At 37.0% G+C, this 22988-nt stretch carries 18 protein-coding genes and 1 tRNA gene; 15 read left to right on the forward strand and 4 right to left on the reverse strand.

Features of this window, described 5'->3' with window-relative positions; genetic code table 11:
• On the reverse strand, positions 1–1128 hold the full coding sequence (locus WJN01_RS00590; RefSeq protein WP_445195232.1) for an endo-1,4-beta-xylanase: 1128 nt from the start codon (positions 1126–1128) through the stop codon (positions 1–3).
• 20 nt (positions 1129–1148) lie between these two features.
• Positions 1149–3296, reverse strand: a complete 2148-nt coding sequence (locus WJN01_RS00595) for an alpha-glucuronidase family glycosyl hydrolase (protein WP_445195233.1) — start codon at positions 3294–3296, stop codon at positions 1149–1151.
• A 226-nt stretch (positions 3297–3522) separates the two neighbouring features.
• On the opposite strand from WJN01_RS00595, the gene WJN01_RS00600 reads away from it, so the two are divergent.
• Together WJN01_RS00600 and WJN01_RS00605 are read left to right on the forward strand one after the other, a co-directional pair.
• Positions 3523–5793, forward strand: a complete 2271-nt coding sequence (locus tag WJN01_RS00600; RefSeq protein WP_445195234.1) for a glycoside hydrolase family 3 C-terminal domain-containing protein — start codon at positions 3523–3525, stop codon at positions 5791–5793.
• 8 nt (positions 5794–5801) lie between these two features.
• Entirely contained in the window at positions 5802–7736 is a 1935-nt protein-coding gene (locus WJN01_RS00605) for a sialate O-acetylesterase (RefSeq protein ID WP_445195235.1), read from the forward strand.
• Between the two features lie 3 nt (positions 7737–7739).
• Here the strand turns inward: WJN01_RS00605 and WJN01_RS00610 are convergent, their stop codons facing one another.
• Both WJN01_RS00610 and WJN01_RS00615 read right to left on the reverse strand, forming a co-directional pair.
• Entirely contained in the window at positions 7740–8774 is a 1035-nt protein-coding gene (locus WJN01_RS00610) for a LacI family DNA-binding transcriptional regulator (RefSeq protein ID WP_445195236.1), read from the reverse strand.
• A 204-nt stretch (positions 8775–8978) separates the two neighbouring features.
• A tRNA-Pro gene (locus tag WJN01_RS00615) sits at positions 8979–9056 on the reverse strand.
• A gap of 75 nt (positions 9057–9131) precedes the next feature.
• Between WJN01_RS00615 and WJN01_RS00620 the strand changes: the two genes are divergently transcribed.
• The 13 genes from WJN01_RS00620 (at position 9132) to lepB (ending at position 22968) form a co-directional block, all read left to right on the forward strand.
• Entirely contained in the window at positions 9132–11495 is a 2364-nt protein-coding gene (locus WJN01_RS00620; RefSeq protein ID WP_445195237.1) for a TonB-dependent receptor domain-containing protein, read from the forward strand.
• Between the two features lie 28 nt (positions 11496–11523).
• Positions 11524–12648: a PQQ-dependent sugar dehydrogenase gene (locus WJN01_RS00625; protein ID WP_445195238.1), complete on the forward strand. Its 1125-nt coding sequence runs from the start codon at positions 11524–11526 to the stop codon at positions 12646–12648.
• A gap of 4 nt (positions 12649–12652) precedes the next feature.
• The gene (locus WJN01_RS00630) at positions 12653–13072 is read left to right on the forward strand and encodes a c-type cytochrome (RefSeq protein WP_445195239.1); all 420 of its coding nucleotides are present in this window, start codon (positions 12653–12655) and stop codon (positions 13070–13072) included.
• Between the two features lie 57 nt (positions 13073–13129).
• Positions 13130–13735 carry a uridine kinase gene (gene udk / locus WJN01_RS00635; RefSeq protein ID WP_445195240.1) on the forward strand — a complete coding sequence of 202 codons (606 nt, stop codon included), beginning with the start codon at positions 13130–13132 and terminating at the stop codon, positions 13733–13735.
• A 2-nt stretch (positions 13736–13737) separates the two neighbouring features.
• Positions 13738–14061 carry an FtsB family cell division protein gene (locus WJN01_RS00640; protein WP_445195241.1) on the forward strand — a complete coding sequence of 108 codons (324 nt, stop codon included), beginning with the start codon at positions 13738–13740 and terminating at the stop codon, positions 14059–14061.
• A complete protein-coding gene (locus WJN01_RS00645; protein ID WP_445195242.1) occupies positions 14054–15427 on the forward strand; it encodes a methylmalonyl-CoA mutase subunit beta in 1374 nt (457 codons plus the stop codon). The genes WJN01_RS00640 and WJN01_RS00645 overlap by 8 nt, the downstream gene beginning before the upstream one ends.
• On the forward strand, positions 15417–16067 hold the full coding sequence (locus WJN01_RS00650; RefSeq protein WP_445195243.1) for a hypothetical protein: 651 nt from the start codon (positions 15417–15419) through the stop codon (positions 16065–16067). Before WJN01_RS00645 ends, WJN01_RS00650 begins: the two co-directional genes overlap by 11 nt.
• 13 nt (positions 16068–16080) lie before the next feature.
• A complete protein-coding gene (gene scpA / locus WJN01_RS00655; protein WP_445195244.1) occupies positions 16081–18198 on the forward strand; it encodes a methylmalonyl-CoA mutase in 2118 nt (705 codons plus the stop codon).
• 113 nt (positions 18199–18311) lie between these two features.
• Positions 18312–19076 carry a ParA family protein gene (locus WJN01_RS00660; RefSeq protein ID WP_445195245.1) on the forward strand — a complete coding sequence of 255 codons (765 nt, stop codon included), beginning with the start codon at positions 18312–18314 and terminating at the stop codon, positions 19074–19076.
• A 2-nt stretch (positions 19077–19078) separates the two neighbouring features.
• Positions 19079–19993 carry a ParB/RepB/Spo0J family partition protein gene (locus WJN01_RS00665; protein WP_445195246.1) on the forward strand — a complete coding sequence of 305 codons (915 nt, stop codon included), beginning with the start codon at positions 19079–19081 and terminating at the stop codon, positions 19991–19993.
• Positions 19983–20600 carry a DUF5683 domain-containing protein gene (locus WJN01_RS00670; RefSeq protein WP_445196284.1) on the forward strand — a complete coding sequence of 206 codons (618 nt, stop codon included), beginning with the start codon at positions 19983–19985 and terminating at the stop codon, positions 20598–20600. The genes WJN01_RS00665 and WJN01_RS00670 overlap by 11 nt, the downstream gene beginning before the upstream one ends.
• A 23-nt stretch (positions 20601–20623) precedes the next feature.
• Positions 20624–21328 carry a 4-hydroxy-tetrahydrodipicolinate reductase gene (gene dapB, locus WJN01_RS00675; RefSeq protein ID WP_445195247.1) on the forward strand — a complete coding sequence of 235 codons (705 nt, stop codon included), beginning with the start codon at positions 20624–20626 and terminating at the stop codon, positions 21326–21328.
• A 65-nt stretch (positions 21329–21393) separates the two neighbouring features.
• Positions 21394–22968: a signal peptidase I gene (gene lepB, locus WJN01_RS00680; RefSeq protein WP_445195248.1), complete on the forward strand. Its 1575-nt coding sequence runs from the start codon at positions 21394–21396 to the stop codon at positions 22966–22968.
• The last annotated feature ends 20 nt before the right edge of the window (positions 22969–22988 follow it).

A 22988-nucleotide genomic window follows, 5' to 3' on the forward strand; every position in this document is an offset into this window, starting at 1 on the left:
TTAGTTATTTAGTGGGTTGAGATTGAAAATGGCATTATAAGCTGGTTTGGGTTGTAGCTTTCTATCGAAAAGTAAAGGGTAATTGGTTCTTCCTTCTATAGGCCAATCATTTAGCCATGATTGACCATCACCCACGCCCCAAAAAGTGATCCGACTAATTTTATCTTGATGCTTTAAAAACAGGTTGAAAATATCCTTATAGCGTTTGGTAAATTTAGTTTGTACAGAATCTGGAAGTCCATTTTTGTAGGGATTCATTTTTTCATCACTTTCAAAATTTTGATTTACATCGGCACCTACCAAATCCCAAGGACTAGGCAATACATTGATATCTAACTCGGTTATGGCTACTTTTATTCCCAAAGCAGCATAATTAATAATACTTTGTTCAATATCATCAAGAGATGGCCTTTCTAAACCCCAATGCCCTTGCATACCCACACCATCAATTTTAATTCCTTTTTCTTGAAGCTGTTTTATTAGCTTATTGGCACCCTGTCTTTTCTCAGGATATGTCATATTATAATCGTTATAATATAAGTCTGTGTTTGGGTCAGCTTCACCTGCCCACTTAAAAGCCAAAGTCAAATAATCTTCACCCAAAACATCTAAAAAAACAGATTTTCGTAATGTACCATCCTCATTTAATGCTTCGTTAACTACATCCCAAGAACCCATTTTGTCTTTGTACCTCCCAACAATAGTTTTAATGTGGTTTTTCATCGCATTAGCCATGGCTGTACTATCTTTTAATTCTGAAAACCAAGATGAAAGTTGACTATGCCAAATCAAAGTATGTCCATGAATGAACATATTGTACTTTTCTCCGAAGGCAACATATTTATCAGTTATTTTAAAATTGAACGTATCCTTTTGCGGATGGATAAACATCGATTTCATAATATTCTCTGGAGTAATACTGTTATATTCATGAGATATCAGTGCGATTTCCATCGTGTCTTTTTCCAGTATTTGATTTTCGCTTAAGGCAGTTCCAATAAGGAAATTGGCCTTAAATTCGTTCTTAAGTGATGGTGTTAAAAGAATGGCATCCTTCTTTTCTTTATGGTTGCAACCCAACATTGAAAGCAGAAGAACGAAGGCTAGTATTTTAATTTTGGTATTCATTTATGGAACTTAAACTCTAATCAATTCCCAGGAGCAAAAGGAAATTTTAAAGATTCGAAATATTCTAATGTTTTAGTTGGTTTTTCAACACCATCTGGTAAAGGCTTGCCCGAAAACTGCTGAAAATAAAGCAAACAGGCATCACGCCACCACTGGGCTTCTTTATATTGAATGTTCAATAGCATCTTAACTTCATCGTAACGCGTTTCATCTAAATAAGGTTTGGCAGCGTCCCATGTTTTTATCATCGATTTAACTTGGTCTACACCCGCCTGGTATTTTAATGCTAATCCATCCCAAAGGGCAAGGCCATCTTGTAATTTATAATTCCATGACAAATGATGAAACCATAACAAATCCTTTTCTGGACAGGTTTCAATATTATTGAACATTTTGGCAACCTCAGGTGCGTACTGTTCGGTAGCATTGCTCCCAGTCGGCGTACGGTCAAAACCAATACCTTCTGTATCCGCTTTGTGATAATATACAGGGTTCCACTCTGGCCTTGAGAGGTTAGATACCCACGGTCCAGGACCATAGTGATGACCCGTAGCCATAATATGATGCAAACCTAAGGGAGTCATATAATTAACAACTGCTTCATAGGAGTTAAGCATCATTTGCTTTACAGGTTCAACAAACGCTTCATTATTGGCAAATGTTTGCCTAAGCCATTCGTCCGCTATAGTTTCTGCACTTAAATAAGGATTCCATGCCAACCTGCCATAGCCATACCAGTTGGCCTGCAACATGGGGTTTCCTGTCCAGTTTAAGTCGTTACCAATATTACTTACACCTGCAATACCCGTTATTCGCTTACTATTCAAGGATCCATCAATTACTTTGGCAACCAAAGAGCCTTTCCCCTTTCTGTACGTGTCGGATTCTAAGACTTCTTCATATAGTTTTGGAAGAAAAATGGAATGTGTACTCTGCCCCAAATATTCTTGTGTAATTTGAAACTCCATCATGAGGGGTGTATTGGGCATAGCACCAAACATGGGATGGAATGGCTCTCGGGGTTGAAAATCGATAGCGCCGTTTTTAACCTGAACAAAAACATTATCTTTAAACTGACCGTCATAAGGCACAAATTCCGAATAAGCCTGTTTGGCTCTATCTGTTGTATCATGCTCCGAATAAACAAAAGCACGCCACATAACAATTCCTCCAAAAGGATCTAGGGCATTGGCCATCATATTAGCTCCATCTACATGGTTTCGACCGTAGTTTTGTGGCCCTGGCTGTCCTTCGGAATTGGCTTTCACTAAAAACCCTCCAAAATCTGGAATTCTGGCATAAATCTCTTTCACCTTTTCCTTCCACCATTCAATAACTTCGGCATCATACGGATCAGCTGTTTTTAATCCACCAATCTCTATGGGTGCTGAAAAGCGCGCCGTTAAATATACTTTTATCCCATAAGGCCTGAAAACATTAGCTAATGCTTCCACTTTCTCTAAATACTGGGGTGTAAGAATTAAGGCATTGGCATTTACATTGTTTAAGACCGTACCATTAATACCAATAGAGGCGTTTGCACGAGCATAGTCTGTATATCTAATATCCAAATAATCTGGTAAGCGATGCCAATCCCAAATTGAAAACCCAGCATATCCCCTTTCAACTGTTCTATCTAGGTTGTCCCAATGGTTTAGAACACGTACTTTTATTTTTGGTGAATCAATGATGTTTAGGTTTTCGATAGGTTGATATGTTTGAAGCAGCCTTAAAAAATGGAACACCCCATATAGTACACCAACATCTGTTTTACCTGTAATGATGGTTTGTTTGGCCCCTTTTACAGTTATAGTTTTTATTATGAAGCCTTCATCGTTAACGGCATTAAATTCATTTATCAATTGACTTGAAATGTTATCACTCAGATAGGACTTTGTACCGTAGATAAGCGTATATCCTTTTATACTATCTGTTTCATAAAAAGGGATGTCCAACATATTTGTTAGGCCCAATTGTAGTTCTTTGGTTGCTGCCTTAATGGTTTCAGAGCCACCCAAAGGCATCAAATCTTGAATATGTGAATGATACACCTCGCGCAAAGAGTCATTTTCGATATAGCTATATTGCAACCATAATTTGTAACCATTGTTGGCAAAACCATTATACAGAAGCAATAGCAGAAACAGAAGAAGTAATTTTTTTTTCATTAATATTATTCCTTTTAAATCAGGTAATCTTTAAGTTTAATTAAATTCAATTTTAGTGTTGGTTAAAATATTTGACCACAATAAGTGCTCTAATAAATTGTGAAGATAAAAAAAATATTTTAAATTGCAACCGATTGCGTAAAATTAAAAAACTGTTCTAAATAATTTATTTTGAATAGATTTATATTTTAATCTACTATCCAACTAACTAAAAACCTTACCGCTCATGACAAAGTCATTGATAAAATCCCTGTTGCCAATATTTTTAATAGCAATTTTTCATTCGTGCAACTCAAAAAAAGGTGACAACAAGATAAGTCCTGAAAATAAAACAGTTCAAGTTATTGATACATTTCCTTTTTATAACCCTAAACTTTCTATAGATGAGCGGGTTCAAGATTTGATTTCAAGATTGACTTTGGAAGAAAAGGCGAGTCAAATGGTTAATGCTACATCAGCCATTGAACGATTACATATTCCTCCTTATGATTATTGGAATGAAGCCCTACATGGTGTGGGCCGTACTTGTGCAGCAACTGTATTTCCACAAGCCATTGGCTTGGGAGCAACGTTTGATGCCGATTTGGTTTATAGGGTATCATCGGCCATATCTGATGAAGCTCGGGCTATTTATAACGCAACCAGCGACAAAGGCTATTACAATAGATATAATGGCTTGACATTTTGGACACCCAACATCAATATTTTTAGAGACCCTCGGTGGGGGCGCGGGCAAGAAACCTACGGTGAAGACCCTTATTTAATGTCCGTTTTGGGAGCAGCATTTGTAAATGGCTTGCAAGGTGATAATCCAAATTATTTAAAAACGGCTGCCTGCGCCAAACATTTTGCCGTACACAGTGGTCCCGAAAAGTTGCGCCACGAGTTTAACGCCGAGGCCACACAAAAAGATTTATGGGAAACCTATTTGCCTGCTTTCAAAGCTTTGGTTGAAACAAATGTTGAAGCTGTAATGTGCGCCTACAACAGTACCAATGGAGAGCCTTGTTGCGCCAACAATTATTTAATTACAGATATTTTAAGAGATACTTGGCATTTTAAAGGGCATGTTTTAACCGATTGTGGCGCTTTAAAGGATTTATACAATCAACCCAATGAAGGCGGCCATGGCTTTGTCAAAACAGAGGCAGAAGCTGCTGCAATGGCTGTTAAAAGAGGTATAAGCCTAAATTGTGGAAGTGTTTTTAACAAATTACCTGAAACCGTAAAAGAAGGTTTAATCACCGAAGATGAAATAGATGAAAAATTAGCTTTGTTATTAAAAACGCGCTTTAAGTTAGGCTTGTTCGACCCAAAAGGCAGCAATCCATACGATAATATACCGTTTGATGTAGTGAACAGCCAAGCCCATAGAAACTTATCTAAAGAAGCCGCCCAAAAAAGTATTGTTTTACTGAAAAACAATGGAATTTTACCCTTAAAAGACAACCTGCCAAAATACTTTCTTACCGGTCCCAACGCGGCAAGTACTGAAATACTTTTAGGCAATTACTATGGAGTAAACCCTAATTTGGTCACTATTTTAGAAGGCATTAGCGATGCAATAAGCCCCGTAAGCCAACTGCAATTTAGGTTGGGTGCTATGTTGAACAAACCTTCTATAAACCCCATAAACTATGCAACGGGTAATGCCGCAAACTGTGATGTCACCATTGTAGTATTGGGTGTTTCCAGTCAATTGGAAGGAGAAGAAGGCGACTCTATCGACTCCAACACTGCTGGCGACCGATTGGATTATGACTTGCCAAAAAACCAAATAGATTATTTACGCGATTTAAGAAAAACAGCGGATAAAAACCCGAGTGACAAAAAGCCTATTGTGGCTGTTATTACTGGAGGAAGCCCCATAAATTTAACAGAAGTGCAAGAACTGGCCGATGCCGTTTTGTTTGTATGGTATCCTGGCGAAGAAGGCGGAACCGCCGTGGCCGATGTACTTTTTGGAAACATATCACCTTCGGGAAGACTGCCCATTACATTCCCAAAATCATTAAGTCAATTGCCTACTTTTGAAGATTATTCCATGAAAGGAAGGACTTATAAATATATGAACCAAGATCCCCTGTATCCATTTGGGTTTGGTTTAAGTTATACGAGCTTCAGCTATGGAGATATCCAAACTTCAACCTCCACGATTTCAAAAAATGAATCTTTAAAGATAAAAATAACGGTAAGCAATTCGGGAAATACAGACTCTGATGAGGTCATTCAGGTATATGTTTCAGATGAAGAAGCATCGGTAGATGTTCCCAATTTTCAATTGGTTAAAACCCAAAGAATCCATTTAAAATCAGGAGCATCCAAGATTTTGGATTTCGAATTAGCACCAAAAGATTTTGAAATTGTGCTTCATGATGGTACAAGAACTGTGGAATCTGGAACTTTTAAAATATATGTGGGAGGCTCGAGCCCAATGCCTAGAAGTTCAGAACTAGGGGCATCCAAACTATCTGATATTCAGATAACGGTAAAATAATTTAACTAATGTATAAACTTAAATCCATAATTTTTGTTTTATGTGTTGTATGTTTCAATACTTTAATAGCACAAATTAGACTTCCTAAACTCATTAGTGATGGGGTTATTTTTCAGAGAAACGAAAAAGTAAAAATTTGGGGTTGGGCGGCTCCAAATGAGAAAATAGATTTGTTTTTTAATGAACAAAAATATTCCACACAAGCCAATATTCAAGGGAATTGGAACATCATTTTACCTAAACAAAAAGCTGGAGGACCTCATGAAATACTCATTAAAGCCAGTAACGAAATACGAATTAAAGACATATTATTTGGTGATGTTTGGCTTTGTTCAGGGCAATCTAACATGGAATTGCCCATGGAACGCGTTAAAGAAAAATATGGTGAAATCATTAAAAACTCTGAAAATAAGAACATCCGCCAGTTTTTGGTGCCGGATAAATATAATTTTAAACAAAATGAAACGGATTTTGAATCTGGCCATTGGGTATCTGCAAACCCAGAAAATGTTCTGGATTTTTCGGCAGTAGCTTATTTCTTTGCCAAAGAGGTTTATGAAAAACACCATATTCCCATAGGATTGATTAATAGCGCCTTGGGCGGCTCCCCAGTGGAAGCATGGATGAGTGAAGATGGGCTTTTGGAATTTCCAGAGGCTTACAATGAAGCCCAAAAATTTAAAAACGATAAGCTTATTGACAGCATTGTAAAGAGCGATAAAAAAAGGAATGACCATTGGTACCGTGAGTTAAATGCCAAGGATAAAGGCATTTTAGTGGATAGCTTAAAATGGAGTCAAACAGACCTAGATGATAGCGAATGGGACACCATGGAAATTCCCGGTTATTGGAAAAATGAGCCTATCGGACATTTAAATGGATCTCTTTGGTTTAGAAAAAATATAATCGTGCCAAAGGAAATGGTTGGCAAACCTGTAAAATTCTTCATGGGTCGCATTGTAGACCAAGATTCGGTGTATGTTAATGGCTCTTTTGTAGGCACCATAGGCTATCAATACCCACCTCGTAGATATGAGATTAAACCAGGAATTTTAAAAGAAGGTAAAAATACCGTTGCTGTGAGGGTCATTAATAATTCGGGAAGCGGTGGATTTGTAATGGATAAGCCATATTTAATGCAAGTTGGTAATAACACTATCGACTTAAAAGGGACTTGGAAATACAAAGTAGGTGCCGCAATGCCTCCTTTAGATGGCCCTACATTTATTCGGTGGAAACCCGTAGGGCTATATAAAGCTATGATTGCTCCTTTGTTAAATTTAAAAATTAAGGGGGCTTTGTGGTATCAAGGTGAATCCAACACAAAAGACCCTGATTCATATTTCAAAACCTTTCCAAAACTTATTGAAAATTGGAGAGACAAATTTAAACAAGCCAAAATGCCTTTTCTTTATGTGCAGTTAGCCAATTTTATGGAAACATACCCTGAACCTCGTGAAAGCCAATGGGCAACGTTGAGGCAAGCACAATTAGAAGCCTTAAAACTTCCGTGCACCGGAATGGCCGTTACCATTGATTTAGGCGAGTGGAACGACATACACCCATTAAACAAACAAGATGTTGGTGTACGATTGGCCCTTGTGGCCCGTAAAATGGTTTATGGCGAAAAGCATCTTCATGCCGAAAGCCCCATTCCTTATAAATCAAAATTTGAAGAAAATCAGGCCATTATTTCCTTTAAAAACACGGGCTCTGGCCTTAAAATTAAACAAGGTAATGCGCTGCAAAATTTCTCTATTTCAAATGACGGCGAGCATTTTGTTTGGGCAAAAGCTAAAATTGACGGCAATAAAGTAGTGGTTTGGCATGATGCCATTAAAAATCCAACTGTTGTAAGATATGCTTGGGGAGACAATCCTGATACTGCCAATTTATTCACAGAAGAAGGTTTACCAGCTTCACCTTTTGAAGTAAAAAAATAAAACTTATTGTTTTCTAGATGAAGATTCTCTAATAAGCACTTCGGTATTTAAAAAGGCTATTTCCCGTATTTCGTCTTTTTTAGGGTTTTTTAATTTGCTTAAAATGATTTCAGCCGAAGCTTGACCCATTTTTTCAGCAGGATGGGTTACGGTAGATAAATTAGGGTCTATTATATGGGATATGGGGTCATCATTAAAACCAATTACCGCCAGTTCTTCAGGAACCTTAAACCCTTTTTTCTTGGCAACTTGAATAGCACTTACACCCAAAATATCACCCGGCGCAAAAATGCCATCTGGTGGATTTTTCATGCCCAACAATTTAGCTGAGGCCTTTTCACCATCTTCATAGGTAATAGATTTAACTCGTACAATGAGATTTTCATCCACTGGCAAACCATGTTCTTTCAACGCATCCAAATATCCTCGTTTTCTTTCAAAGTAAATTGAGCCAAACTCCGATCCAGCTGTAATATGAGCTATTCTTTTACAACCTTGTGAAATAAGGTGCTTTGTAGCTCTGTAGCCCGCAGTGTAATTATCAATAACCACGCGGTAAGTATTAAACCCTTTTGGCACCCTATCAACAAAAACAAGAGGGGTTTGACTATCCATAAACATTTGAAAATGAGATGTGTCAACGGTTTCCATAGCCAAGGAACAAATTACACCACTAACCCTATTATCGTATAGAGCTTTAACTAAATCAACCTCTTCTTTATAAGAATCATGAGACTGCATGATTACAACACTATAACCAGCTTTTCTGGCAGCAATCTCAACACCGCTAATTAATGAGGACAAAAATGGCTGTGTAATTGTAGGTAATAAAACTCCAATGGTTTTCGTTATTTTACTTCGCAAGCTTGCCGCCAAATTATTGGGTCGATACCCCATTTCGTTGGCGGTTTTTTTAACCTTTTCAATAGTTTTTTTACTGATGCTATGATGGTTTTTTAAAGCTCTTGAAATTGTTGAGGTAGCTAAATTTAGCTTTTCTGCAATATCATAAATTGTAACTTCAACGTGCTTATCCATCTATGGTAAGAAATAATATCAAATATACATTTTTTAAGTAATTATCGTTGGTTTATAAACCACAAACTAATAGATGTAAACTCATTATTTGATTAAAATGTAAACATTTTTGGAAATAGACGCTTTTATTCAATCTTAAATAAAGTCCCAAAAAAACAAAAAACACTGCAAATATCGAGTTTCGCAGTGTTCATTAATTTTTATTGGTCGGGGTGGCAGGATTCGAACCTGCGACCTCCTGCTCCCAAAGCAGGCGCGATAACCGGGCTACGCTACACCCCGATTTTGGTTATCTGTAACGGGTTGCAAATATACTTCTTTTATTCATTTGGCAAATCATAATTTTTAAAAATATTTATGGCCGTTGATTCCCTAGTTATTTTTAATATCATAAATTCGCCTTTTATCAATTATTTAGAATTTGTGTTTTCAATAAAAACCCATCTATCCTTTCTGTGCCTTGCCCTTATCAGCACTTTTTCCATTGGGCAAAACCCAATAACCGGCAAAGTAATTGACAAGGAAAACAAATTACCTATCCCAGAGGTTTTAATTATTAATTTGAAAAGCAACGATTCTGTTCTTTCAAATTTAAATGGAATTTTTGAAGTCAGTCTGGGAACTTTTTTATTCAAAAAAGAAGGGTATTCCCCAAAACAAATTGAGTTTAAAGGAAATACTTTTTCGATTATTGAATTGGAAATCAGCACGTCACAATTAAACGAGATTATTATTAAAATTGACCAAATTCCAACTAAATTAAAAAAAGCAACAACGGCAATAAGTATTATTTCCTCAAAGGATATTGAGCGCTACAATCACGTAAATTTTAACTCTGTTTTAAATAGAGTTCCCGGCGTTTTTATGCAAAGTGGTGCCCTTAACACCAACAGAATTACCATTCGCGGCATTGGCTCCAGAAACCTTTTTGGCTCATCAAAAATAAGGGCATATTTTAAAGATATTCCGTTAACAAATGGTAGTGGCGAAACCAATATTGAAGATTTTGAATTGGCATCCATTTCTCGAATGGAAATAACTAAAGGAGCCGTTTCAAGTATTTATGGCGCTGGACTTGGCGGCACCATAAACATATCTCCAAAACTGGCATTTTTAAACGAATCGCAGGTGAATTCAGAATTCTCAATAGGTTCATTTGGTTTGAGGAAAGGCGTTTTAAATGGAAGCTATGGTTCATCAAAAAACAGTTTGGGTTTTGTATACAGCAATACCAGTAGCGATGGATTTCGAGAAAACAACAACTATAACAGACAAACAATTACCTTCAATTCAAATCATTTTTTAAATGCAAAAAACAGCTTATACTTTTTGGCCAGTTATGTTGATTTAAGGGCTTTTATACCGAGTTCAATAAACGAAACAACTTATCTAAATAGCCCAAAATCTGCCGATGTAAACTGGAAGGCCGCGCAAGGTTATGAAGATTTTAAACGTGGCATTTTTGGTATAACGTGGAACCATGATTTCACCAATAAAATAAAACAAATTACTAGTGTTTTTATGTCTTTTAGAAATGCTTACGAACCCAGACCGTTCAATATTCTAAAAGAAGAAACTTTGGCTTTTGGAATCCGGACTCGGCTGCTTGGGAACATAGATATCTCGAACAAAAACCTCAATTACACATTCGGTGGGGAAATTTTTAAAGATAATTATGATTACGAAACTTTCGAGAATTTGTATTCAGATTTTCCACCAGACAAGGGCAGTGTTGCCGGCAATAAATTGTCTAGCTTTTCAGAAAAAAGGCATTATTTCAATCTTTTTTTTGATGGCAATTATGAGATTTCGGAAAAAACCACATTTTCCCTGGGGCTTAATCTGAATAAAACAGGGTATGTTTTAGATGACCGATTTCCGGCATCCAACTCAAATCCCGACCAATCTGGAAGTTTTAAGTTCAAAACCATTGTATCTCCAAAACTGGGCATTTCACATATTATTTGTAAAAGTTCTACCGTTTTTGCCAATGCCAGCCATGGCTTCTCACCTATTTCATTAAATGAAACTTTACTGCCAGATGGGCAAATAAACACCGACCTAAAACCAGAAACTGGCTGGAATTTTGAGCTGGGTACTCGGGGTACTTCATTTAAAAACCGATTGCAATATAGTTTGTCTATCTACCGCTTGAACATCAAAAATCTGTTGGTGCCCAGAAGGACTGCTCAAGATGAATTCATTGGCATTAACGCAGGTAAAACCCAACATGACGGACTTGAAGCAAGTTTGGATTATCAAATTAGAACTCAAGAGAATTTTTCAATCGGCACTTTTATTAGCTACACATTAAACAACTTTACCTTTAAAGAATTTGTAGACGACACGACCGATTACTCTGGAAACGATTTAACAGGCGTACCTGCTGAAATCTTCAATATGGGCATTGACTTTAATTCTAAAATTGGGTTTTATGGAAACATCAACTTTCAACATGTTGGTAAAATGCCAATGACCGACAGCAACAGCATTTATTCAGAAAGCTACAGCCTTACAGATCTGAAATTTGGGTTCAAAACAAATCTTAACAAAAAGCTAAAGTCCAATGCATTCTTCGGTGTAAACAATATCTTTGATGAAGCATATGCCTCCCAAATATTAATAAATGCACCAAGTTTTGGAGGCAATGCGCCACGATATTATTATCCTGGCAATCCCGCTAATTTTTACACGGGAATCAATGTGAGTTATAGTTTTTAAGTAACTTTAAATCAAAAAAAATCGTGTTATGAAATACATTCACACTTTTCTAGCCATTGTTTTAATGGCACTTTCGGCCTGCGGGCAACAAAAAGAATCTGAAGTTAAAGCTGAAAAACCTGAAAACTTAAATTACACTACCGAATTGGTTGTTCCTGATTTATACATCCCTTGGGGAATGACTTTTTTACCTGATGGCAGTATGCTGATTACGGAAAAAACAGGTGAAATAATCCATTTTAAAAATGGAAAGAAAACAACTGTTGAAGACGGCCCAGAAGTTTATGTTCGTGGTCAAGGTGGTTTAATGGATATAAAAACGCATCCAAATTACGCAAATAATGGATGGATTTACATGACTTACAGTTCCTCCGAAGGTGATGGTGATGGTGGCAACACAGCTTTGATGCGAGCCAAATTAAAAGACAACAAATTTGTTGAAAAACAGGTACTATACAAAGCTGAACCAAATACCAGAAAAGGCCAACACTTTGGCTCAAGAATTGAGTTTGACAATAAAGGCTATTTATATTTTTCAATTGGGGAACGTGGTGAGCGCGATGTAAACCCACAAGATATTACCAGAGATTGTGGTAAAATTTACCGCTTGAATGATGACGGAAGCATTCCAAAGGACAATCCATTTTATAAAAATAAAGACGCCAAAAAAGCGATTTATAGTTATGGACACAGAAACCCGCAGGGTATGACAAAAAACCCATTTACCGGAGCCATTTGGGTCAATGAACATGGTCCGAGAGGAGGAGATGAAATAAATGTCATCAAAAAAGGAAGAAATTACGGTTGGCCTGTAATCTCTTATGGTATTAACTATAGCGGCACCACGTTTACAGACATTACCGAAAAGGAAGGCATGGAACAGCCTTTGTTCTATTGGGTGCCTTCCATCGCACCAAGTGGCATGGCCATAGTATCCTCAATTAATTATCCTGAATGGAAAGGCGATGTATTGGTTGGCTCGTTAAAATTTGAATATTTAGAGCGACTTGTTTTAGAAAAGAACAAAGTTGTTAAACGCGAAAAATTGTTTGAAGGCATTGGCAGATTACGTAATGTTATTCAAGCGCCAGACGGTATTATTTACATTGGAGTAGAGGGAAAAGGTATCTATAAAATTGTCCCTAAAAACTAGAGTTATGAAATCAGTAGTTATTTTTTTAATTGTTTTAATAACATCAGCATTACAATTCTTTTCCAATAATGATGACTACACCCAGACCACACCCTTGGAAGAGAGCATAAAACGAGGTAGTGAAATATACCAAGATTTTTGCGTTTCTTGTCATTTACCCACTGGTGAAGGCATCAGAAAAACCTATCCTCCACTGGCAAAATCAGATTATTTAATTAACAACAGAACGGCCAGCATAAAAGGCATTAAATATGGCCAACAAGGAGAAATTGTTGTGAATGGTCAAAAATACAATGGGTTTATGGCACCAATGGGTTTAGCCGATGATGAAGTGGCCGATGTGATGAACTACATCTCCAACAGTTGGGGAAACAAAAACGACAACATGGTTACGGAAGCAGAAGTTTCAAAAATTGAAAAATAATGGCATTTCTACCTTGCTGATTTTTTCATTTATTTAACTTTGTAAAAAGCCAAATTCATGTTAGTTATAGGAATCGCAGGTGGAACCGGCTGTGGAAAAACCACAGTGGTTAATCAATTGTTAAATGAGCTTCCGGAAGGCGAAGTGGGCATTCTATCCCAAGATTCCTATTACAAAGACACCTCACACTTAAGCTACGACGAACGCATTAAAATAAATTTTGACCACCCTAGATCTATTGATTTCGAACTCTTGGCAATGCATTTACTGGAGCTAAAAAATGAACGGCCCATACACCAACCCGTGTATTCTTTCGTTAAACATAATAGAACGGGCGACACCATTTTAACCCACCCCAGAAAAGTTATGATTGTTGAAGGCATATTGGTTTTATCCAATGCCGAATTGAGAGACATGTTCGATATAAAAATCTTTGTACATGCCGATAGTGATGAACGACTCATCAGAAGATTGAAACGCGATATTTCTGAACGGGGCAGAGATTTAGATGAAGTTTTGAGCAGATACCAAACCACTTTAAAACCCATGCACGACCAGTTTATAGAACCCATGAAAGAGTACGCAGACATTATAATCCCCAACAACAAATACAATACCGTGGCCATAGATATTGTTCGTACCATCATAACCCAAAAACTATAACTATGGGCTTTTCAAAAAAGAAACTTTTAAAACCATTCAAGAATATATTCCTGCTCATTTTGGCAGTTTTTGCGGTTTGGATGATATTTTTTGATGCCAACTCATGGCTCATCCACCATGAATTAAATACCGAAATTGACGATCTGGAAAATGAAAAAGAATACTATCAAAAAGAGATAGAAAAAGATAAGAAAGACCTGAAAAAATTGAGTTCTGAAGAAGGCATGGAAAAATTTGCCCGTGAAGAGTATTATATGAAGCGCGACAACGAAGAAATTTACATCATTGAATACGAAGACAGTTTAAAAACAAAGGATAATGAATAAAACGTTATTCAGCGAATTTGATGCCGTTTCTTCAAAACAATGGAAGCAAAAAATACAGTTCGATTTAAAAGGGGCTGATTACAATGATACCCTGATTTGGAAATCGAATGAAGACATTGCCGTAAAGCCTTTTTATCACGCTGATGATTTTGATGATTTCCCAGAAATATCAGACACCAAAGCCACGCAATGGAAAATCTGCCAATCCATTTTTGTGGCCAATATAGAAAAATCAAACCTTCATGCCATTGATGTTATTGAACGTGGCGCAGAAAGCATAGAATTCATAATTCCTTCTGAAGATATTTCAATCGATGATTTACTTAAGAACATCGATTTGAATTTTGTTTCCCTTCATTTTAAACTGCTCTTTCTTTCGGACGAATTCATTCAAAATCTTGCAAAATTCAGTTCAATAGCGGGAATCTATATTCACGCCGATATTATTGGCAACTTGGCCAAAACAGGAAATTGGCATAAAAATCTAAATGATGATTTTCAAAAATTCGAAAACATCATAAAAACCACAAATTCTTTTTCCATTGACACTTCCCTTTACCAAAATGCAGGAGCCAATATGATTCAGCAATTGGCCTACGGGTTAAGCCATGCCAACGAATATCTAAATCATTTAGACAATGTCTTTACGAGCGAAGCTAAGCAATCTCTAAAAATAAATTTCAAAGTTTCAGTTGGCAGTAACTACTTTTTTGAAATAGCCAAACTTAGGGCATTACGCTTACTTTGGAAAACCTTGGCCGCTGAATATAACATAAATCCGAATTGCCATATTTTTGCAGTTCCATCAAAACGTAACAAAACCATTTACGATTTTAACACGAACTTGTTGCGCACCACCACGGAATGCATGAGTGCCATACTTGGCGGGGCAAATACCATTTGCAATCTGGCTTATGATTCCGTTTATCATAAAAACAATGAATTTGGAGAACGCATAGCCAGAAATCAGCTTTTGATTTTAAAACATGAAAGCTATTTTGATACAGTTGACAATCCATCCGACAGCTCTTATTATATTGAAAGTTTAACCCATCAACTTGCCGAAAAAGCTTTGCTTCTCTTCAAGGATATCGAAATTCAAGGTGGCTTTTTAAAACAACTTAAAAGTGGTACCATCCAAAGAAAAATAAAAGAAAGTGCCTCCAAAGAACAGCAGCAGTTTGACATTGGTGAAATTGTTTTGCTTGGAACCAACAAATACGCCAACCCCAAGGACAGGATGAAAGATGAATTGGAACTCTATCCATTCACAAAAAACAATCCGAGAAAAACACTAATTGAACCAATCATAGAAAAAAGATTGGCGGAACATACAGAACAAGAACGATTAAAAAATGAACTTTAAAATGAACCCAAAAATTACACTTGCCACATTTTTATTTGCACTTATTTTATTCAGTTGTAATAATAAAAACTCGTTTACAGATTATAAATATACCGTCCAACCTACACTGATAAATTGCGACGGTTTAAATTCAAAATTATATAATGAAGCCTTGTATAGTTTTGAAAACGACATGATAAATTATTATAGGAGAGCACGACCTAACACCACATTGTTTCAAGCCTATTCGCAATACTTAAGATCGGCATTATACTCAACCGTAAAATATGAAGATATTATTTCCAAACACACGCTTGATGTTTTTGAGGCCTTAAAAAATGAAACAGACCTATGGGATACCAATAACCCTAAAAGCAACTTAAACTATAACAGCTCGGCGGTTAGTTGCATTTCCAAAAACATTCAAGATAAAGATTTAAAAACAACCTTTAATGCCCTCTTAACCACAAATAGCATGAGCCCCAAATTATTTGGAGCACCACTAAGCGCAAAACTTAGGGACACGCAAAACGATAAATATTTAGCACTTTATACTGCCTTAGATTTGTTTTATGCCAACCTATTTGGAATAGATTTTTCAGCTGTAGATTTGAACAAACCCATTCAAAATGTTGATTTTAACAACCTACCAAAGCCATAACAAAAAATAAAGTTTGAGAAGAAATCTTCAACATATAGCATTAAATACAGAAGATGGAAAACAGAAACCTGAAGTTTCTACCTTCCAGACTGCCGAAGGAATTGAGATTAAATCTATATATTCCAAAGAAGATGTTGAAGGTTTAGAACATTTAAACTTTGTGGCTGGCATTGCACCAAACCTTCGTGGACCATACAGCACAATGTATGTGCAAAAGCCTTGGACAATTAGGCAATATGCCGGTTTTAGTACTGCTGAAGAAAGCAACGCTTTTTACAGACGCAATTTGGCAGCAGGTCAAAAAGGACTTTCCGTCGCTTTTGATTTAGCCACCCACCGCGGCTATGATTCAGACCATGAACGTGTGGTTGGAGATGTTGGCAAAGCTGGGGTAGCCATGGATTCGGTTGAGGACATGAAAACACTCTTCGACCAAATTCCACTTGAAAAAATGTCTGTTTCTATGACCATGAATGGTGCGGTTTTGCCCATAATGGCATTTTATATCGTGGCTGCCGAAGAGCAAGGCGTCAAACCCGAACAATTGGCAGGAACCATTCAAAATGATATACTAAAAGAGTTCATGGTGCGAAACACCTATATTTATCCACCAACGCCTTCCATGAAAATCATTTCAGATATCTTTGAATACACCAGTAAAAACATGCCGAAATTCAATAGTATAAGCATATCTGGCTATCATATGCAAGAGGCTGGTGCCACTTGCGATATTGAATTGGCTTATACTTTGGCTGATGGTTTGGAATACATAAGAAAAGGGCTTAAGGCCGGTATGGACATCGATTCTTTTGCGCCTCGTCTATCGTTCTTTTGGGCCATTGGCATGAACCACTTTATGGAAATTGCCAAAATGCGGGCCGCAAGAATGCTTTGGGCAAAACTGGTAAAACAATTCAACCCTAAGAATAAAAAATCGTTGTCATTGCGCACGCACTGCCAGACCAGTGGTTGGAGTTTAACTGAACAAGACCCTTTTAATAACGTTGCCAGAACAACTATTGAAGCTGCGACAGCGGCATTTGGCGGCACACAAAGTTTACATACCAATGCCCTGGATGAAGCCATTGCATTACCAACAGACTTCTCAGCAAGAATAGCTAGAAACACGCAAATATTTTTGCAAGAAGAAACCAAAATCACTAAAACCGTGGACCCATGGGGAGGCAGTTTTTATGTGGAAAAGTTAACCCACAATATTGCCGAAAAAGCTTGGAAACTCATACAAGAAGTTGAAGAACTTGGCGGAATGACCAAAGCCATTGAAGCTGGAATCCCAAAAATGAGAATTGAGGAAGCGGCAGCCAAAAAACAAGCTAGGATAGACTCTGGGCAAGACATTATTGTTGGCGTAAACAAATACAGACTCAAAAAAGAAGAACCAATTGCAACGCTCGAAGTGGATAATCAAACCGTTCGAAATGCACAGATAGAGCGCTTAAAAAGCATTAAGGCAACGAGGAACTCTGAAAAGGTAAAAATAGCTTTGGTAAAATTAACCGAAGCAGCAAAGTCAGGACAAGAAAATTTATTAGCTTTAGCTGTTGAAGCGGCTCGTGAGCGGGCAACACTTGGTGAAATCAGTGATGCACTTGAAGCCGTTTTTGGCAGATATAAAGCACAAATAAAATCATTCTCAGGCGTGTACAGAAAAGAAATTAAAGAAGACGACAGTTTCAAAAAAGCCCAAGAATTGGCTGATGTTTTTGCAGAGCAAGACGGCAGACGCCCAAGAATTATGATTGCAAAAATGGGACAAGATGGACATGACCGCGGCGCCAAGGTAGTTGCTACAGGTTACGCCGATGTTGGTTTTGATGTAGATATTGGCCCATTGTTCCAAACACCAAAGGAAGTTGCAAAACAAGCCGTTGAAAACGATGTGCATGTTTTAGGGGTTTCTTCATTGGCGGCGGGGCATAAAACATTGGTACCGCAAGTTATTGAGGAATTAAAAAAATATGGTCGCGATGATATCATGGTTATTGTTGGTGGCGTTATTCCAAAACAAGATTACCAATTTTTATTTGATGCCGGTGTCGTGGCCGTTTTTGGACCCGGTACAAAAATTAGTGATGCAGCAATTAAAATTTTAGAAATCCTAATAGATTAACCGAATAATTATCAATAATATAATTGATTTCACTTTACCGATTTATTAACTTCTTCCATTTTTATTCCAACTAAATAATCGTATTTTTGCGGCTCATCAAACCATAACAATTAATGGGTAAAATAATTGCAATTGCTAACCAAAAAGGTGGTGTTGGAAAAACCACAACTTCAGTTAATTTAGCAGCTTCACTCGGTGTTCTAGAAAAAAAAGTGCTACTTATAGATGCTGACCCTCAAGCAAATGCAACTTCTGGAATTGGTATAGATGTAGAGTCCGTTGAGATTGGAACTTACCAGCTTTTAGAGCATTCCAATGTAGCTAGGGAAGCTATTGTTAAAACAGAAACACCCAATCTCGATATTATCCCTGCCCACATCGATTTAGTGGCTATTGAAATAGAACTTGTTGATAAAGATGAACGTGAATATATGCTGAAAAAAGCATTGGGCGATATTAAAGATGATTACGATTATATTTTGATAGATTGCGCTCCTTCTTTGGGATTATTAACATTGAATGCATTAACAGCATCGGATGCTGTAATTATTCCTATTCAATGCGAATATTTCGCCCTTGAAGGCTTGGGGAAATTATTGAACACCATTAAAAGCGTTCAAAAAATACACAATTCAGAATTGGATATTGAAGGCTTATTGTTAACCATGTACGATTCGCGTTTACGTTTGTCAAACCAAGTGGTTGAAGAGGTACAAAAACACTTTAACGATATGGTTTTCCAAACCATCATTCAACGTAACGTCCGTTTAAGCGAGGCGCCGAGCTATGGCGAAAGCATAATTAATTACGATGCCAGTAGTAAAGGTGCTGATAATTACTTAAGTTTGGCTAAAGAAATCATCAATAAAAACGCTTAATTATGGCTAAGGCAACTAAAAAACAAGCTTTAGGTAGAGGTTTATCGGCATTGTTGAAAGACCCTGAAAACGATATTCAATCGGTTCATGATAAAAATGCCGATAAAGTTGTTGGGAATATAGTTGAATTAGATATTGATTTTATTGAGGTAAATCCGTTTCAACCCAGAACCAATTTTAGCGAGGAATCGCTCCGTGAGTTGGCTTCATCCATAAAAGAGCTTGGCATCATTCAACCCATTACGGTTAGAAAAGTTGGTCAAAATAAATATCAATTAGTATCTGGTGAACGTCGATACAGAGCTTCAAAGTTAATTGATTTAGAAACAATTCCGGCTTACGTTAGAATTGCCAACGACCAAGAATCATTAGAGATGGCCTTGGTTGAGAACATTCAACGACAAGATTTAGACCCCATTGAGATTGCTCTATCTTATCAGAGATTAATTGACGAAATTAACCTGACCCAAGAACAAATGAGCGAGCGTGTGGGTAAAAAACGCTCTACAATTACCAATTATTTGCGCTTGTTAAAGTTAGACCCCATTATTCAAACAGGCATGCGTGATGGCTTTATTTCCATGGGACATGGACGTGCTTTAATTGCGGTTGAAGACCAATCCATCCAACTGGATATTTACGAAAAAATACTTTCAAATAAACTTTCGGTTAGGGAAACTGAAAATTTGATACGCGACTTTAATGCTTCAGAAGACCTTAAAGTTCCTGCTAAAAAATCAGAAAATGAAGAACTGCCAAAGTTTGTCAAAAAAGGCATTGCGGCATTTTCAGAATACTTTGGACATAAAATTGACGTTAAAGTTTCTAAAAATGGAAAAGGGAAAATTACCATTCCCTTCCATTCAGAAGAAGACTTTAATCGCATAAAAAAATTAGTTCAAGGTGATTCCAAATAAATCCTTATTGGCATTAGCTTTAACCTTTTTGAGTTGTTTTACGTTAATAGCCCAAGATAAAAAACCTGAAGAAGAGATTATTCCGGAACCGCTTATTGCTGTTGATACTATTTCATTAGCTCGAGAACGAATAAATCCTTTGTCCCCTGCAAAAGCAGCTTTTTATTCTGCTATTTTACCAGGCTTGGGTCAGGCTTACAACAAAAAATATTGGAAAATACCTATTGTTTATGGGGCTATTGGTACCGGTATTTACTTTTACATTAACAACAGCAAAGAATATGATCGTTACAGGGATGCCTACAAAAGCAGATTGGCTGGTTTTAAAAATGATGAGTTCTATTTTGATGCCAACGGCAATCAACTTACAACGCCCAGAATCACCACCAGTAGGCTTGAGGACGCACAAAAATTTTACCGAAGAAACAAAGAAATATCTTTGTTGGTAACTTTTGGCCTATATGCACTAAATATTATTGATGCCAATGTTGATGCCCATTTAATGCAATATAATGTGGATGAAAACTTATCTTTGGCACCGCATTATAGATTTAACGAAATTGATGCAACCGGCAACCTAGGACTGACATTAAATTTTAAATTCTAAGCTAAAATTAAAAAAATAAACAGATGAAAATAGCACTACTTGGATACGGTAAAATGGGAAAGACCATCGAACAAATTGCTCTTAAACGTGGGCACGATGTAGTATTGACTATTGATAAAGACGACCATAATTACGATATTACAAAAGCCGATGTTGCCATAGATTTTAGTATTCCAACGGTTGCTTTCAACAACATATCAAACTGCTTAAACAATAATGTTCCCGTTGTTTCTGGAACCACAGGTTGGCTGGATAAATATGACGATGCTGTGGCGCTTTGTAAAGAAAACAAAGGTGCTTTTATCTATGCTTCAAACTATAGTCTGGGTGTAAACATCTTTTTTGAACTTAATAAAACTTTGGCAAAAATGATGAGCTCATTGAAACAGTACAACGTTTCTATGGAAGAAATACACCACACCCAAAAGCTAGACGCACCAAGTGGAACGGCTATTTCTTTGGCCAATGACATTATTTCAAATAATGAAAATTTCAATGCATGGAAATTGGACGAAAATGGAGATTTGGTAATTCCCATCGTGGCTAAACGTATAGCTGATGTTCCAGGAACACATACGGTAACCTACCAAAGTGAAGTGGACACTATAACCATTGAACATGAAGCCCATAACAGGCAAGGCTTTGCTCTAGGAGCAGTTATTGCCGCAGAATGGATTGTGGGCAAAACAGGTGTGTTCAGTATGAAGGACGTGTTAAATATTGGTTAATATTATTTAAAAACGTAACGTTAGAAAGGCAGTTACTACCAACAAAAAATTAAAATTTCAAGATTATGACGTGGACACAGTGGTTTATTTTCATCTTAATCATTCAAGTTATTCATGGTTTAGGAACTTGGAAACTCTATATTAAGGCTGGAAGACAAGCTTGGGAGGCTTTTGTTCCTGTTTATAATGCGGTTATTTTAATGAAAATAATCAATCGTCCTTGGTGGTGGGTGATTCTATTGTTTTTGCCCATTGTTAACCTCATCATGTTTCCTGTGGTTTGGGTTGAAACGGCCAGAAGTTTTGGAAAAAACAAAACCTTAGACACATTGTTGGCTGTTGTTTCCCTTGGTTTCTACAATTTCTACTTAAACTATGTGGCCGATGTAAGCTATATTTCTGACAGAAGCATTCATCCAAAATCTAGTTCAGGTGAATGGACAAGTTCTATTTTGTTTGCCATTGTAGCCGCCACAATTGTACATACCTATTTCATTCAACCATTCACCATTCCATCCTCATCATTGGAAAAATCATTGTTGGTTGGTGATTTCCTTTTTGTAAGCAAGTTCCATTATGGTGCTAGAGTGCCTATGACTACGGTTGGTGCACCCATGGTTCACGATACCATTCCTGTTTTAAAAAGCAAATCCTATTTATTTGATGACCATAAAGGCAGCAGTTCATGGAAAAACAAATTGCAGCTTCCTTATTTACGCTTGCCGGGTTTTGAAGATATCGAAAGAAATGATATTGTAGTATTCAATCAGCCGGCAGATACGCTTTTGGATATGAACGATTTTCATCCAGACAGAAACTACTACAAGCCCATAGACAAAAAAACAAACCTTGTAAAGCGTTGTGTTGGTATTGCTGGAGACACTTTAGAAGTTCGTGACGGCTTTGTTTATATCAATGGACAGAAAAACGAATTACCCGATAGGGCACACTTACAATTCAGCTATTACGTGCAACCTAAAACGCATCAATTCAATCCGAAGTTCCTTAAAGAACGCTATGATATTACGGATGGTTTTGGAATAATCAATGCGCAAAATACCTATTATTTCTCGGCGATTTCAGATGAAGCTCTCGCTAAATTTAAAGACCATCCAAACGTTGTTAGCATAACACCAAACATTAAAGAAAAAGGGACAAGAGACCCAAATATTTTTCCGCATGACCCCAATTATAATTGGAATGTGGATCAATTTGGGCCACTGTATATTCCTGAAAAAGGAAAAACCATTGATATTAATTTAGAAAACTTACCGCTTTACAAACGTGTTATAACGGAATACGAGGGCAATAGCTTGCAGGTACAAGGAAACCAGATTTTAATTAATGGTGAAGTAACCGACAACTACACCTTCAAACAAAACTACTATTGGATGATGGGTGATAACCGTCATAATTCCATTGATGCACGTGCTTGGGGGTTTGTACCATTTAACCATGTAGTTGGTAAACCTGTGTTCATCTGGATGAGCTGGGATGGAAAATCTCCACGTTGGGAACGTTTCTTTACTACTGTTAGCGGAAAAGGAAAAGCGACATCGTACTTAATACCTTTTTTAATTTTGTTGGCTGGTTGGATTGGTTTCAGCAAATGGAGAAAACGCAAAAAGGCGAATAGTTAGATGTGAAGTCGTTAAGTTGT

The sequence above is a fragment of the Tamlana sedimenti genome, assembly GCF_038148895.1.
Lineage (GTDB): Bacteria > Bacteroidota > Bacteroidia > Flavobacteriales > Flavobacteriaceae > Tamlana.